The sequence below is a fragment of the Kordiimonas marina genome (assembly GCF_023006325.1).
Classification (GTDB): Bacteria; Pseudomonadota; Alphaproteobacteria; order Sphingomonadales; family Kordiimonadaceae; genus Kordiimonas; species Kordiimonas marina.
The window spans coordinates 402,034-416,079 of sequence record NZ_JAINDF010000001.1; the positions used below are offsets into that span (position 1 = coordinate 402,034).

General features: G+C 62.2%; 12 protein-coding genes. 5 read left to right on the forward strand and 7 right to left on the reverse strand.

The annotated features are described in order from the left end of the window. Positions 1 to 10: 10 nt before the first annotated feature. Genes hutU through K6118_RS01865 form a run of 3 tightly spaced genes read right to left on the reverse strand, consistent with a single transcriptional unit; the run spans position 11 to position 3,793 of the window. On the reverse strand, positions 11 to 1,669 hold the full coding sequence (gene hutU / locus K6118_RS01855) for a urocanate hydratase (RefSeq protein WP_247118474.1): 1,659 nt from the start codon (positions 1,667 to 1,669) through the stop codon (positions 11 to 13). Between the two features lie 22 nt (positions 1,670 to 1,691). Continuing rightward, positions 1,692 to 2,420 (reverse strand): histidine utilization transcriptional repressor HutC, encoded by a 729-nt coding sequence (gene hutC, locus K6118_RS01860; RefSeq protein ID WP_247118476.1) that lies wholly within the window; start codon positions 2,418 to 2,420, stop codon positions 1,692 to 1,694. Continuing rightward, the gene (locus K6118_RS01865) at positions 2,417 to 3,793 is read right to left on the reverse strand and encodes a formimidoylglutamate deiminase (protein WP_247118495.1); all 1,377 of its coding nucleotides are present in this window, start codon (positions 3,791 to 3,793) and stop codon (positions 2,417 to 2,419) included. Before K6118_RS01865 ends, hutC begins: the two co-directional genes overlap by 4 nt. Before the next feature lie 110 nt (positions 3,794 to 3,903). Here K6118_RS01865 and hutI point away from each other — a divergent pair, with 110 nt between their 5' ends. Both hutI and K6118_RS01875 read left to right on the forward strand, forming a co-directional pair. After that, the gene (gene hutI, locus K6118_RS01870; RefSeq protein ID WP_247118496.1) at positions 3,904 to 5,106 is read left to right on the forward strand and encodes an imidazolonepropionase; all 1,203 of its coding nucleotides are present in this window, start codon (positions 3,904 to 3,906) and stop codon (positions 5,104 to 5,106) included. 58 nt (positions 5,107 to 5,164) lie between these two features. Further along, entirely contained in the window at positions 5,165 to 6,673 is a 1,509-nt protein-coding gene (locus K6118_RS01875; RefSeq protein ID WP_247118497.1) for a UbiD family decarboxylase, read from the forward strand. A 7-nt stretch (positions 6,674 to 6,680) separates the two neighbouring features. Here K6118_RS01875 and K6118_RS01880 read toward each other — a convergent pair whose 3' ends face one another. Next, positions 6,681 to 7,511: a hypothetical protein gene (locus K6118_RS01880; protein ID WP_247118498.1), complete on the reverse strand. Its 831-nt coding sequence runs from the start codon at positions 7,509 to 7,511 to the stop codon at positions 6,681 to 6,683. Between the two features lie 80 nt (positions 7,512 to 7,591). Beyond that, positions 7,592 to 7,816, reverse strand: coding sequence for a lipopolysaccharide assembly protein LapA domain-containing protein (locus K6118_RS01885; RefSeq protein WP_247118499.1), 225 nt, complete (start codon positions 7,814 to 7,816; stop codon positions 7,592 to 7,594). A gap of 154 nt (positions 7,817 to 7,970) precedes the next feature. Here K6118_RS01885 and K6118_RS01890 point away from each other — a divergent pair, with 154 nt between their 5' ends. The 3 genes from K6118_RS01890 to K6118_RS01900 all read left to right on the forward strand — a co-directional run bounded on the left by K6118_RS01890 (position 7,971) and on the right by K6118_RS01900 (position 12,448). Then, entirely contained in the window at positions 7,971 to 9,314 is a 1,344-nt protein-coding gene (locus K6118_RS01890) for a TldD/PmbA family protein (RefSeq protein WP_247118500.1), read from the forward strand. 47 nt (positions 9,315 to 9,361) lie between these two features. Beyond that, entirely contained in the window at positions 9,362 to 10,213 is an 852-nt protein-coding gene (locus tag K6118_RS01895) for a 3'(2'),5'-bisphosphate nucleotidase CysQ (protein WP_247118750.1), read from the forward strand. A gap of 126 nt (positions 10,214 to 10,339) precedes the next feature. After that, the gene (locus tag K6118_RS01900; RefSeq protein ID WP_247118503.1) at positions 10,340 to 12,448 is read left to right on the forward strand and encodes an ATP-binding protein; all 2,109 of its coding nucleotides are present in this window, start codon (positions 10,340 to 10,342) and stop codon (positions 12,446 to 12,448) included. A gap of 61 nt (positions 12,449 to 12,509) precedes the next feature. Here the strand turns inward: K6118_RS01900 and K6118_RS01905 are convergent, their stop codons facing one another. Together K6118_RS01905 and K6118_RS01910 are read right to left on the reverse strand one after the other, a co-directional pair. Then, positions 12,510 to 13,190: a TorF family putative porin gene (locus K6118_RS01905; protein WP_247118505.1), complete on the reverse strand. Its 681-nt coding sequence runs from the start codon at positions 13,188 to 13,190 to the stop codon at positions 12,510 to 12,512. After that, positions 13,187 to 14,014 carry a M23 family metallopeptidase gene (locus K6118_RS01910; protein ID WP_247118507.1) on the reverse strand — a complete coding sequence of 276 codons (828 nt, stop codon included), beginning with the start codon at positions 14,012 to 14,014 and terminating at the stop codon, positions 13,187 to 13,189. Before K6118_RS01910 ends, K6118_RS01905 begins: the two co-directional genes overlap by 4 nt. Positions 14,015 to 14,046: the final 32 nt, after the last annotated feature.

A 14,046-nucleotide genomic window follows, 5' to 3' on the forward strand; every position in this document is an offset into this window, starting at 1 on the left:
TTGATACTCTTCACTTTGCCAGCATCGGCAGGTTGAGGCCCTTTTCGCGGGCGCAGTCTATGGCGATGTCATAGCCCGCATCGGCGTGGCGCATGACGCCGGTCGCCGGGTCGTTCCACAGCACACGGCCGAGGCGCGTGGCCGCCGCGTCCGAGCCGTCACACAGGATGACAACACCCGAATGTTGGCTGAAGCCCATGCCGACGCCCCCACCATGGTGAAGGCTGACCCAGGTCGCCCCCGAAGCCGTGTTGAGAAGCGCGTTCAGGAGCGGCCAGTCGGACACGGCATCGGAGCCATCCTTCATACTCTCGGTCTCACGGTTCGGGCTCGCGACCGAGCCACTATCCAGATGGTCACGGCCAATGACGACCGGCGCCTTCAACTCCCCATTCTTGACCATCTCATTGAAGGCGAGGCCGAGACGGTGACGGTCCCCGAGGCCAACCCAGCAGATGCGTGCGGGCAGCCCCTGGAACTGGATGCGCTCGCGCGCCATATCCAGCCAGTTGTGCAGGTGCTTGTCGTCCGGCAGCAGTTCCTTCACCTTCTGGTCGGTCTTGTAGATATCCTCCGGGTCACCACTGAGCGCGGCCCAGCGGAACGGGCCGACACCGCGGCAGAACAGCGGCCGGATATAGGCGGGCACAAAGCCCGGGAAATCGAAGGCGTTCTTCACGCCCTCATCGAACGCGACCTGGCGGATATTGTTGCCATAATCGAAGGTGGGGATGCCCATTTCGTGGAACGCCAGCATCGCCTGCACATGCTTCGCCATCGAGGGCTTGGAGGCCGCGGCCACCGCCTCGGGGTCGGTCTCCCTCTTGCTCATCCACTCCGCCACGGTCCAGCCGATCGGCAGGTAACCGTTGATGGGGTCGTGGGCCGAGGTCTGGTCGGTCACCGCATCCGGGCGGATGCCCTTCTCGACCATCTGGGGCAGGATTTCAGCGGCGTTACCGAGCACACCGACGGAGAGCGGCTTGCCTTCTTTATGCGCGCGCTCGATCATCTCCAGCGCTTCCTCAACCGTGTCGGCACGAGCATCCAGATAGCCGGTCTTCAGCCGGAAATCGATGCGGCTTTCCTGGCATTCGATCGCCATGCAGGACGCGCCCGCCATGGTCGCGGCCAACGGCTGGGCGCCGCCCATACCGCCGAGGCCTGCGGTCAGAATCCATTTGCCTGCAAGGCTGCCACCAAAATGCTGTCGGCCCATTTCCACAAACGTTTCATAGGTGCCCTGCACGATGCCCTGGCTGCCGATATAGATCCAGCTGCCTGCGGTCATCTGGCCGTACATCATCAGGCCCTTGCGATCGAGCTCGTTAAAATGCTCCCACGTCGCCCAGTGCGGCACGAGGTTGGAGTTGGCGATCAGCACGCGCGGGGCGTCCGTATGGGTCTTGAACACACCCACCGGCTTGCCGGATTGCACCAGCAGCGTTTCATCCTCTTCCATGCCCTGCAGCGTGGAGACGATGCGGTCATAGCATTCCCAGTTGCGGGCGGCGCGGCCGATGCCGCCATAGACCACCAGCTCCTCCGGGTTTTCAGCGACACCGGGATCGAGGTTGTTCATCAACATGCGCATCGGCGCTTCTGTCGCCCAGCTTTTGCAGCTGAGTTCGGTGCCGTGGGGCGCATGGATGTCAGGGCGGTTTTTCATTTTTAGGGGTCCCTCTTTTCGTTCAATTCGTATTGCCGGCGCCGACGTTCGAGAAGCGCGCGGTGAGTTCATAGCGGTCGCCGGGGTACAGGAGGCGGGCGTAGCTTGCCACGCGCTCGCCGGTCCAGGTGCGGCGGCCGATTTCAAGGCAGGGTGTGCCGGGCACGGCGTCCAGGCGCGCGGCCTCGGCCTTGCTCGCGCCCACCGCCCGCACCACATGTTCGGCACGCAACAAGGGCGCGACGGCAAGCAGATAGTCGGTCGGTGTCGCCTTGGTGAAATCCTGCATGAGCATGTCGGGTGCGATGTCCGGGTTGACCCAGCGTTCCTCCAGCTCCACCGGCACGCCGTCACCCTTATGGACGACGATCAGATGGAAAAGCCGGGCACCGGGGAAGAGCGCGAACTGCTCAGCCACGTCTTTGGCCGCCTGCACCTCCTCAAGGACCAGCACTTCAGCGGACCAGTCTTCACCGCGCTCCGCCAGTTCGGCGGAGATGCTGACAATGTCGGCGGCATGACCGCGCATCCTTCGGCTCGCGACAAAGCTGCCCATCCCGGCACGGCGGAGGATATGGCCTTCCTCGGTGAGTTCCCGGAGCGCGCGGTTGACGGTCATCCGCGAGACACCAAGCGCGCGGACGAGTTCATTCTCGCTCGGCAGCTTGTCGCCCGCCGTGTAATCGCCGCGTTCGATACGCTCGAGGATATGGCGTTTGACCTGTTCGTAGCGGGGCAGCGGCAGGGTCATGACAGCACCTCCAGATCGGCGGCGATGCGCGCAACCGTATCGCGGTAACGGCCGGTGATTTCGGCCTCGTTCTTGTGGGCACCGTCTTCGATCACCCAGTTCCCAGCGACCATCACATCCCGGACCGGGCTTGGCTGACCGGCGAAGACAAAAGCATCGACCGTGTGCGCGCCGTGGGTGGCGGCGAAAGTGGCCGAGGTGTCATCCAGCACGATCAGGTCCGCGCGCTTACCAACCGCGATCTCGCCGATCGGCTGGGCGAGCGCCTGCGCACCGCCTTCAGCAGCCGCGCACCAGAGATTGAGGCCTGTGTGACCACCATCGGCGGGGGTGAGCACCGTGCGTGCCTGCCGCGCCAGCCGCTGGCCATATTCCAAAAGCCGAAGCTCCTCCCGCGCATCGATGCTGACATGGCTGTCGGAGCCGATGCCGAAACGGCCGCCGTGCGCAGCATATTCCGCCGCCGGGAACAGGCCGTCGCCCAGGTTGGCCTCGGTTGTCGGGCACAGCCCGGCGACCACGCCGCGTTCGGCCATGCCGCGCCATTCGGCTTCCACAACATGGGTCGCATGGATAAGGCACCAGCGCTCATCGAGGTTTTGCGTGTCCAACAGCCATTCAACCGGGCGTTTGCCTGAGAAGGCCTCACACGCCTCAACCTCCCGCGTCTGCTCAGCGACATGGATATGGATCGGGGCCTTGAGCGAAATATCCTCCAGGGCTTCAATCGCTGGGGCAAAGCTGCCCTCCGGCACAGCCCGCAAGGAATGGAACGCCATGCCGAGCCGGTGATTGCCGCCATCAAGCCGCGCGGCCAGAACCTTGAGGAGCCGGATAAAATCTTCCGTGTCATGCAGGAACGGCTGCTGGGCGTCTTCCGGGGCCTTGCCGCCAAAATCCGATGCCTGATACAGCACCGGCAGGTGGGTGAGCGCGATGCCGACACCGTCCGCCGCCTTCATGATCGCGCCGGACATATCCAGTGCCTGATCACGGTGGCTGTTATGGAGATAATGGAACTCGCCCACCGCCGTGTAGCCGGCCTTGAGCATTTCCAGATAGAGCTGGGCGGCGATGGCTTCTGCCGCCTCCGGCGTCATCGCCGCAGCGAAATGATACATCGCCCGCCGCCAGCTCCAGAAATCGGACGCCCCCACGGCCTTCACCTCGGCAAGCCCCGCGAACCCGCGCTGGAAAGCATGGCTGTGCAGGTTCGCCATCGCCGGGAGGACCGGCCCGCGCGCATGATGACCCTCGGGCGCCTGCACGCCGGTTTCCATCTCGGTGATCATGCCGTCGGGCGCCACCGTGACACGGATGTCATGCGCCCAGTCCCGGCCGATCAGCCCTTCGGTGAAATAATGCGTCTGCATGGGGTTTCCTTCAACTTGTATATACAGGTTCATACAAGCTTGCATATTCTGTCAAGCGGGCAGTATGCTGGTGGACGGGAATGGGACTGAAGACAGGGGGACAAACACCAATGTTCGACACGCTTTACCGCAACATCAACATCGCCACCATGAGTGCCACCGGCCTGCCTTACGGCGCGGTGAAAGACGGTGCCATCGGCGTTCTGGATGGCCGACTCGCCTTCGTGGGCCCGCAAGACGGCCTGCCCGAGGACGTGGCGGCGGACAGGATACTGGACTGTGGCGGTGAGTGGGTTTTCCCCGGTTTTATCGACTGCCATACCCATGCGGTGTTCGGCGGCAACCGCGCGCGCGAGTTTGAGGAACGGCTGAATGGTGTCTCTTATGAGGAGATCGCGCGCCGGGGCGGCGGCATCCTCTCCACCGTGAATGCAACCCGCGAAGCCAGCGTCGCCACGCTGGTGAAGCAGGCGACAGCACGGCTCAAGCGGCTGGCGGAAGACGGTGTGACGACGGTGGAGATCAAGTCCGGCTACGGCCTGACGCTGCAGGACGAGACCAAAATGCTGGAAGCCGCGCGCATCGCGGGCCGGGAGGCGGGCGTGGATGTCACCACCACCTTCCTCGGCGCCCATGCGCTGCCGCCCGAATATATGGGCGACAAGGACGGCTATATCGCCCATGTGGCGGATGAGATGATCCCGGCGATAGCCGAAGCGGGCCTCGCCGACGCGGTCGATGCCTTCTGTGAGGGCATCGCCTTCAGCCCCGAGCAGGTTGAGCGTGTGTTCGAAGCCGCAGCCAAGCATGACCTGAAGGTCAAGCTGCACGCCGACCAGCTGAGTGATCTGTCGGGCGGCGCGCTCGCCGCCAAGCACGGCGCGCTGTCGGCTGACCATCTGGAATATGCGAGTGCCGAAAGCATCCGCGCGATGAAGCAGGCGGGCACCGTCGCCGTGCTACTGCCCGGCGCCTTTTATGTGCTGAAGGAGCACAGGCGCCCGCCGGTGGAGATGCTCAGGAAGGAAGGCGTGGCCATGGCGCTGGCGACCGACCTCAACCCCGGCACCTCGCCCGCGCTTTCGATCCAGCTGATGCTGCATATGGGCTGCACGCTGTTCGGCATGACGCCGGAGGAAGCCGTGCGCGGCGTCACGGCCCACGCGGCCTCAGCACTCGGCCTTGCCCATGACCGCGGCACGCTCGAGACCGGCAAACGCGCCGACATGGTCTTCTTCGATATCGACGAACCGGCGGAGCTGGCCTACTGGCTCGGCGGCGTGAAGCCCACACGCGTGGTGCGGGCGGACTGACGCCCCATCCGCACTTCCCATCTTGGCGGCGCGCACATGAGCGCCTATAAGGTCATCCATGACTTACGATTCACTCAGAGATTTCATCGACCGCCTGGAGGCTGAAGGCCGCCTTGTGCGCGTAACCGAACCGGTCTCCACCGAGCTGGAGATGACCGAAATCCAGACCCGCGTGCTGCACGCTGGCGGGCCCGCCATCTTGTTCGAAAATGTGGTGAACGAACGCGGCGAGAAATCCGACATGCCGGTGCTCGTCAACCTGTTCGGCACGGTCGAGCGCGTCGCCTGGGGCATGAACCGGGAGCCGCATGAGCTGCGCGAAGTCGGCGAAACGCTGGCGTTCCTCAGGCAGCCCGAACCGCCACGCGGCATCAAGGACGCGCTGGAGCTGCTGCCGCTCGCCAAGCAAGTGCTGTCGATGAAGCCGAAGAAGGTGAAGAAAGCGCCGGTGCAGGAAGTGGTGCTGACGGGCGATGACATCGACCTTTTCAAGCTGCCGGTGCAGACCTGCTGGCCGGGCGAACCCGCGCCGCTGATCACCTGGCCGCTTGTCGTCACCAAAGGCCCGTCCGATAAGGCGGAGGATAACTATAACCTCGGCATCTACCGGATGCAGCGCCTGGGCAAAAACCAGACGCTGATGCGCTGGCTGAAGCACCGGGGCGGTGCCCAGCAGTATGAGCGCTGGAAAAAGGTGAGCCCCGAGCCCGTGCCCGCCGCCGTGGTGATCGGCGCGGACCCCGGCACCATTCTGGCCGCCGTGACCCCCGTGCCGGATACGCTGAGCGAATATCAATTCGCCGGTCTCCTGCGCGGCAAGAAGGTGCCGCTCGTGAAGTGCAAGACCGTGCCTTTGGAAGTGCCCGCGACCGCCGAGATCGTCATCGAAGGCCACGTGAGCCTGACCGACTACCGCGACGAAGGCCCGTACGGCGACCACACCGGTTATTATAACTCGGTGGAGAAATTCCCGGTCTTTACCGTGTCGGCCATCACCATGCGCGAGAAGCCGATTTACCTTTCCACCTACACCGGCCGCCCGCCGGATGAGCCCGCCATCCTCGGCGAAGCGCTCAATGAGGTGTTCATCCCGCTCCTGCAGCAGCAGTTCCCGGAAATCACCGACTTCTGGCTGCCGCCCGAAGGCTGCAGCTACCGGATCGCCGTCGTCAGCATGAAAAAGGCCTACGCGGGCCACGCCAAGCGCATCATGCAGGGCGTGTGGTCGTTCCTCCGCCAGTTCGTCTATACCAAATTCGTGATCGTGGTGGATGACGACATCAACGCGCGCGACTGGAAGGACGTGATGTGGGCGATTTCAACCCGCATGGACCCGGTGCGCGACATCGTGACGGTGGAAAACACCCCGATCGACTATCTTGATTTCGCGAGCCCGGAAAGCGGCCTCGGCGGCAAGCTGGGGCTGGATGCCACCAACAAGGTCGGCAACGAAACCCACCGCGAATGGGGCACGGAAATCCGCATGGACAACGCCGTCATCGAGAAGGTGGACGCCATCTGGGACAGCCTCGGCATCCCCGGTGAGGGCAAGAAGATTTGGAAGTGATGCTGAGCTAGCTTTGCTTCGGCAACAGAGCCTTCTCAAGGAACCAAGTTAAACTGCCATTCCACCGACCCTCAAACGGGCCTGAGTGAAAAGCCTGCGCCCCACAATTGTAACGGGGCCAGGAATTCGGCCATATCGATTTTATCAGCCATCCATGCGGCCCGGTCGCGAACTTGTATTCCGAAAGAAGCTCACCGCTCTGCGCATCGAATAGCTGGAATACACGATCCACGCTGGGAGGTTGATCTGTCTTTTTGTACCAGGCTCCAGGGCTACGCCACAAATGGACACGAAACTGCGGTTCGTCGAAATCCCCTTCGAAGGACAGGCAGATATGACGTTTTCTTAACTGAAGAGCCAGACCGTAGGCAGTAAGGCCATAACGGCTATACGGGCCATAGGCGTCAAGAACCTTCCCCTCAGACCGCACTATTTTAGGCTGGCAAACCTCGCCCTGCTCCGGCAGTTGGTTTTTAGGCTTCTCTATCCCTAAAAGAGAGTTCTCTCCATTCTCAGCCGCAGGAAAGTTACGGAACAACACGTTCCTTACCGTCTGTGCCAACAAGGCGTTTTTGATATCAATCCCCCGCGCTTCCAGAAGAATCGTATCCGCCGTCACAGGCTTGAAACGGGACCAACCTGCATGGGTACTGCACCAATCCTGAAAAGACGCATAAGCCCAATATTCACTGACAAGGGGATAAGCCCCTATAAGGGCCACGATTGGCACAATGAATGGGACAATTCTTGAAAGACGTGTATGCGCCACGAACCGGGCAACCAAGAAAACGAGTATCCCCCATAACACGCCTGCTACCAGCAAAAGCCAAAAGGTCATAAGCGCCTCCTTCTATAGAGGTGGCGCATCAAACCAGCTATTTCAAGGTTAATTAAACCACTTACAATTGAACATCAGCTTCACGATTTAGGCTCTTCCTTATCCTTCCCCTTCTTCCGCCCACTCAGCGCCCAGCCGATGATGAGGCCGACGAGGACGGCGAAGATGATGACGGCGAAGCGGCGGGTGTAGAAGGACCAGAAGAGGAAATTCACCTCGATGGTCGCCATATTCTGGGCCGCGAACAGCACCAGCAGTCCGCCTGCCACCGATGCCAGCGAATATTTGACCTTGCTCATCTTCATAAATACCTCACCTGCCTTCAAGGATGCCTTGTGCCAGCATAGCACGAACCACGGCGGCGGCCTATGCGGGCAGCCCCTTGCCGCGCTCTTGCTCTCATGGGCCATCTGTGGCTAAGTGCGGAGCAACAGTTCCACAGCCTTTTCAGGAAGTTTTATGTCCGACGACAAGACCCTCAACCTTCTTAATGACCTTGTGGCCGCCGCGATAAAGGGCGGCGCCGATGCCGCCGACGCCGTCACGGTGGAAGCCACCAGCCGCGGCGTCAGCTGGCGCGAAGGCAAGCTGGAGGATGTTGAGGGGTCGGAAGGCGAGGATATCGGCCTCCGTGTCTTCTTCGGCAAGAAGCAGGCGATGGTTTCCACCTCCGACAGGCGGCCCCAGGCCTTGAAGGCGCTGGTTGAGCGCACGCTCGATATGGCGCGCGCGGTGCCGGAAGATGAATATTGCGGCCTCGCCCCCGAAGAAGCGCTGCACAAAGGCCCGATGGCCGAGCTGGACCTTTATGACGACACGGATGTTTCCGCCGACAGGCTGGCCGAGCTGGCCGCCGAGGCCGAGGACGCGGCGCTGGCCGTTCAGGGCGTAACCACCACGCCGGGCGCGGGCGCCAGTGCCTCCAGCTGGGCGATCGCGCTGGTCACCAGCCACGGCTTCGCAGGAAGCTACCGGGGCAGCAGCTTTTCGGTTTCCATTGCCGCCGTCGCGGGCGAAGGTACGGCGATGGAGCGGGACTATGACATGTCCAACAAGCGCTTTTTCGCAGACCTTGAAAAGGCATCGGAAGTCGGCCGCTCCGCCGGGGAACGCGCGGTCAAGCGCCTGGGCGCCAAGCAGATGAAAAGCGGCAGCCTGCCGATCGTGTTCGACCCGCGGGTTTCCCGCACGATGATCGGGCATTTCTCCGGCGCCATCACCGGTACCAGTATCGCGCGCGGCACCAGCTTCCTGAAAGATGCGATGGACACCGAGGTGTTCGCCCCCGGTGTGCAGATCGTCGACGACCCGTTCATCAAGCGCGGCCTGTCCTCCCGCCTGTTTGACGGCGAAGGCGTGGCCGTGAAGAAAATGAACATCGTCGAGGACGGGCGGCTGACCTCATGGCTGCAAAACAGCGCGTCCGCGCGCCAGCTTGGGCTTGAGGTTACCGGCCACGCGAGCCGGGGCACGTCCTCCGCGCCCGGCATTTCCACCAGCAACTTCTATATGGCGCCGGGCGAGATGAGCCCCGCCGAACTGATGGCCGACATCAAGGACGGCATTTACGTGACCGAGCTGATCGGCATGGGCGTGAACCCGGTCACCGGCGACTATAGCCGGGGCGCGGCGGGCTTCCGTATCGAAAACGGGGTGCTGACCACGCCGGTGAGCGAGATCACCATCGCGGGCAATCTTAAGACTATGTTCAAACATCTTGTGCCAGCATCGGACCTTGAGTTCCGCTATGGCTCGAACGCGCCAACCGTGCGGATTGATGGTATGATGGTCGCAGGCGCCTGAGGCTTAAAAGCCGAATGGTGCCCCAAGCCGGACCGGATGTGAGCGAGATGACTGAGGCCGAACCGTTTGACGAGGAAAGCTGCCCCTGGAGCCTTGAGGATGATGTCAAACTCGTCCGCCAGGTGACCGAGGAAGCCGGGCGTATTGCGCTTTCCTACTTCGCGCGCGAGGTGAAGGCCTGGGACAAATCCCCCAACAACCCGGTTTCGGAAGCCGACCTCGCCGTCGACGAATTTCTGCGCACGACGCTGACCCAGAACCGCACCGGCTACGGCTGGCTGAGCGAGGAAACCGAAGACGCTTCCGAGCGCCTGCGCTGTGGCAGGCTTTGGATCGTCGACCCGATCGACGGCACCCGCGCCTTCCTGCGCGGCGGGGATGACTGGGGTGTTTCGGTCGCCCTGGTGCAGGACCAGAAGCCGGTGGTGGCCGCCTTTTATGCGCCGGTCAAAGACGCTTTCTATTTCGCCGAAGCCGGGCACGGGGCCACCAAGAACGGCAACCCCATTCAGGTGTCGGGCGAGACCGACCTGACCGCCGCCCGCATGATGGGCGACCCCTCAGCCTTCAAGTCCAAGAAAATCTGGCCGACCCCCTGGCCGGATAGCATGCACACCGAACAGGCCAACTCGATCGCGCTCCGGCTGTGCCAAATCGCCGATGGGCAGTTTGACTGCTGCGTGACGCTCCGCCCCAAGAATGACTGGGACGTGGCGGCCGCGCACCTCATCCTCAATGAAGCGGGCGGCCATCTCAGCACCGCCGAGGGCCGCGAGCTGGTCTATAACCGCCAAAAACCGCTGCATGACCATATCCTCGGCTGCACGCCCGCGCTCCTCAAGGCGATCCATGAACGGGTCGACCCCGCGCTCGCTCAGTGGCGGCACCGGGCGGCCTGAGAACTTCCTTTTCTTTTTTGCCCTGTTTCAGGCAAAAAAATTCTGCTAAGTCCCGCGTTAACTTTCGTTTTCCTTTTTTGTGTCTCAATAGGGTTAACCCAGCCTCGTAGGAGGAATAACCGCATAATGTCAGGGTGGTGGAGGTATATCGGGATTGGCCTTTTCGGCCTGATGACGCTGCTGGCAGGCAGCGGCGCCCATGCCGATATCAGGCTCAGCGCCGAAGGCCGCCAGAAGGCGCTTGCGCTTTTGCCCGAACTGGTTGCGGCAGTCCCCGCCGATGCCCACCTGCGCATGACCGAGCTTGAAGCCAAGCTCGCACAGACCGCGGCTCCCAAGGGACGGGCCGAGCTTCTCAAGGAACTGATTTTCCACGCCATCGATATCGCCGAGGCCGCGCCGCTTGCCAAATACACTGCCGAGGCACGCACGCTGGCCCCGAAAATCCGGGACAAGGAACTGCTGCTCTATGCCGACCTCGGCCAGGCGACCTGGCTGTCGCTTGAGGGCCAGCCGATCGATGCCAAGACGCTGATCCTGAAAACGCGGGAGACTGCACAGAAGCAGGGCGACACGACCGGGGTCTTTTTCGCCGATGCCGTGATGGCGATCATCGGGCCGGACCTCGGCAATTTCCTCGAAGGCCTCAGCACCATGGCGCAGGGCGCGCTGACGCTGCCGGACACGCCGCGCGGCAATCGGATGCGGATGCTGGCTTACCTCACCCTCGCCTATACCTACACCAGCGTTGATGAGATCGACCCGATCGTCGACTATTACTCGAAGGCGCTGGCGCTCGCGGAGAAGGACCATATCGCCTTCGACCGGGAATCCGCACTGTTCAACCTTGCCTCCGTCCTCAACGACCTTGAGGAAACCGAGCTTGCCAAGAAATGCTATCTGGCGCTGCAGAAGGTCATCGACCAGACACAGAGGGTGCAGGGACGCTACTATGTGCTCTATGGCCTTGCCTGGATCGCCTATGACCAGGGCGACTATAAGGAGGCCATCCGGCTTTCGACCGATGCGCTTGACCATTTCGCCAGCGACCCGGCGTTCGATACCTCGCTGTTCGACCTGACAGCCATGAGCTACGCCCGCCTAGGTGATGTCGCGAACGCGCGCCGCTATTTCGAAAAAAGCCAGGCCTATTATGAAAGCCACCAGGACGTGCGCGCCAAAAGGCCGGACGCCGAGGGCCTATTGACCCGCGCCTATATCCAGCGCGCCGAGGGCAAAACCGAAGACGCTTTCAAGACACTGGATGCCGCAAGACGCGCGCAGAACAAATCCCAGTATGAGCGTTTCAAGAACAGCGTGACAGACCTGCGTTCCAGCCTTGAAACCATGCTGGCGAAACAGCGCGCCGAACAGGAACTGAAGAAAGCCCGGGCCGATTATGACCGGCTGATCGTCATCTTCTCGGTGCTCACCGCCCTTGGCGCGCTGATGCTGCTTGTCATGCAAAGGCGGCATACCCGGGCGCTCCGCCGCAGTATGCAGGAAGCCGAAATCGCCAACCAGTCCAAGTCCGAGTTCCTGGCGAACATGAGCCACGAGCTCAGGACGCCGCTCAACGCCATTCTCGGCTTTTCGGAAATGATGGCGCAGCATGTGTTCGGCAAGCTGGGGGCGCGGCAGTATGACGAATATATCGGCCATATCCACGACAGCGGCCGCCACCTTCTTGATATCATCAATGACATTCTGGACCTGTCCAAGGTCGAATCCGGGCGGCTGACGCTGAGGGAAGAAGAGATCGATATCGCGCCGGTCTTTGACGATGTGAAAACCTTGCTGGCCCAGCGCGCGAGTGAACGCGGCGTCAACCTGGAGACCGAGATCGGGCGGGACCTGCCGCTCCTTAAGGCCGACAGGCGGCTGATCAAGCAGATCCTGATCAACCTTCTTACCAACTCGGTCAAGTTCACCGATGCTGGCGGCACCGTGCTGATGCGCGCGCGGCTCGATGAAAAAGGCGGGATCCGCCTGATGATCAACGACACCGGCCTTGGCATGACCAAGAAAGAGCTGGAAATCGCGCTCACGCCCTTTGGGCAGGCGGGTACCACCACCACCCGCAGCCACGAGGGCACGGGCCTCGGCCTGCCACTGGTGAAAAGCCTGGTCGAGCTTCATGGCGGCCAGCTGATCATCCAGTCGGTCAAAGGCCAGGGCACCACGGTGACAGCCGTTTTCCCGGCAGACCGCACCGTCGGCTATAAGGCCGCCTAAGCCCCAAAAGAAAACGGGCCAGCGATCGCCAGCCCGTTTTGAATGCCTGCCGCCTGCGCGGTCAGAAATAATATTTGGCCCCGAAGGTGACAGCACCCTTGCCGAGGCGGCCGTCCAGGCTTGAATCCTCATACATGACGCTGAGCTCCAGGTCGCTGATGAAGGCCGAAAGCCCGACGCCCCAGTCCCACAGGTTGGAGCGCCCGCCACCCCGCATATCGTAACCGGCCCGGCTGACAAACGTCAGCTCCGGCACGTTCGGGATCGGCACTTCCAGGTTGGTGAAGGCATAAAGGCTGTTGTTGTCCGGCAGCGACCAGCGGCCGTCCGGCGCATAATTCAGCCCACCCCGGATGAAGGCGATGCCGAAATCGCGCGAAACCGTGGCGCGGATGTCCGGATAGTAGCGGTCGCCACCCCCGTGGAAGCTATCCAGCTCCACCGACAGGTCATAGACATAGTCGCCCTTGTCGATACGGTAGCCGCCGAAGAATTTGGCGCGCACATCGCCACCGACCTGGTCATTGATACTGGCGCCGGTGACGCCGAAATAGAGGCCATTCTCATGGTAGGCGCCGATGGAGGCGACCACCGCCGGGTCCTTTTCGGAGAGCGCGATGCCGCGGTCCCGATAGTCGCTTACGCCACCGACATAGCCGTCGATGCTGAAGCCGCCGTCATCGGCCATCGCTGGAAATGACAGGGCGGCCAGGGCCGTAGTGGCAAGCAGTAATGTCTTCATCGCGTCGTTACCTTCCCGTTTTTGTCTTTAAGGAGCAGTTCAGGATCTAGCCTGAGCGCCCCGATATTGATGCGCCAGTCCACATGCGGGCCGGTGGCGCGGCCGGTCATGCCGATGGTGCCGATGCGTTCGCCCCGCTTCACATGCTGGCCTTCCTTCACCTCCACCGTGTTCATATGGAACATGGTCGAGCTGACGCCGAAGCCGTGATCGATGATGACGATCCCGCCTTCGAGCAGGAAAGCAGGGTCAGCAAGCCTTACCACACCGGATTCCGGCGCCACAATCGGTGTCCCGACAGGCGCGGCGATATCGAGGCCATAGTGCGGGCTGCGCGGTTTGCCGTTCAGAATGCGCTGGCTGCCATAGAAGCCGGAGAAGCGCCCATGCGCGGGGATCGTGAAGCCATGCAGCCAATCAAGCGCATCGGTGAACACCATGCGCGCCTTGACCACCCGCCCGGTTTCCACCTTGCGGCGGGCAAGCCATTCAGGCGGCATGGTCACGGTTTTGGGCGGCAGGCCGTTCACACGTTCGACCGAAAACTTACGCTTCCTGATCTTCAGTGTCTTCGTCTGTTTCTTGCCGTCGGGCCCCATGACCACCAGATGGCTGACGTGGGCCGCATCCCGGCCGAAGCCGATGACGAAATTGCCCTTGGGGCCGACCATCACCGGATTGCCGTCCAGCACGACCTTGCTCCCGGGTGTGACCTGCCCCCAGGCCATGCCGCCTTGCGCGAGCGTACCATGGAGCGTCACCGCCCACGCGGGCAGCGCAGCCATAACAGCGAGACTGAGGCCGATAAAAATATGCTTCTTCATAGCCCTTAGGGGAGCAACAGAAGCTGGCAAAA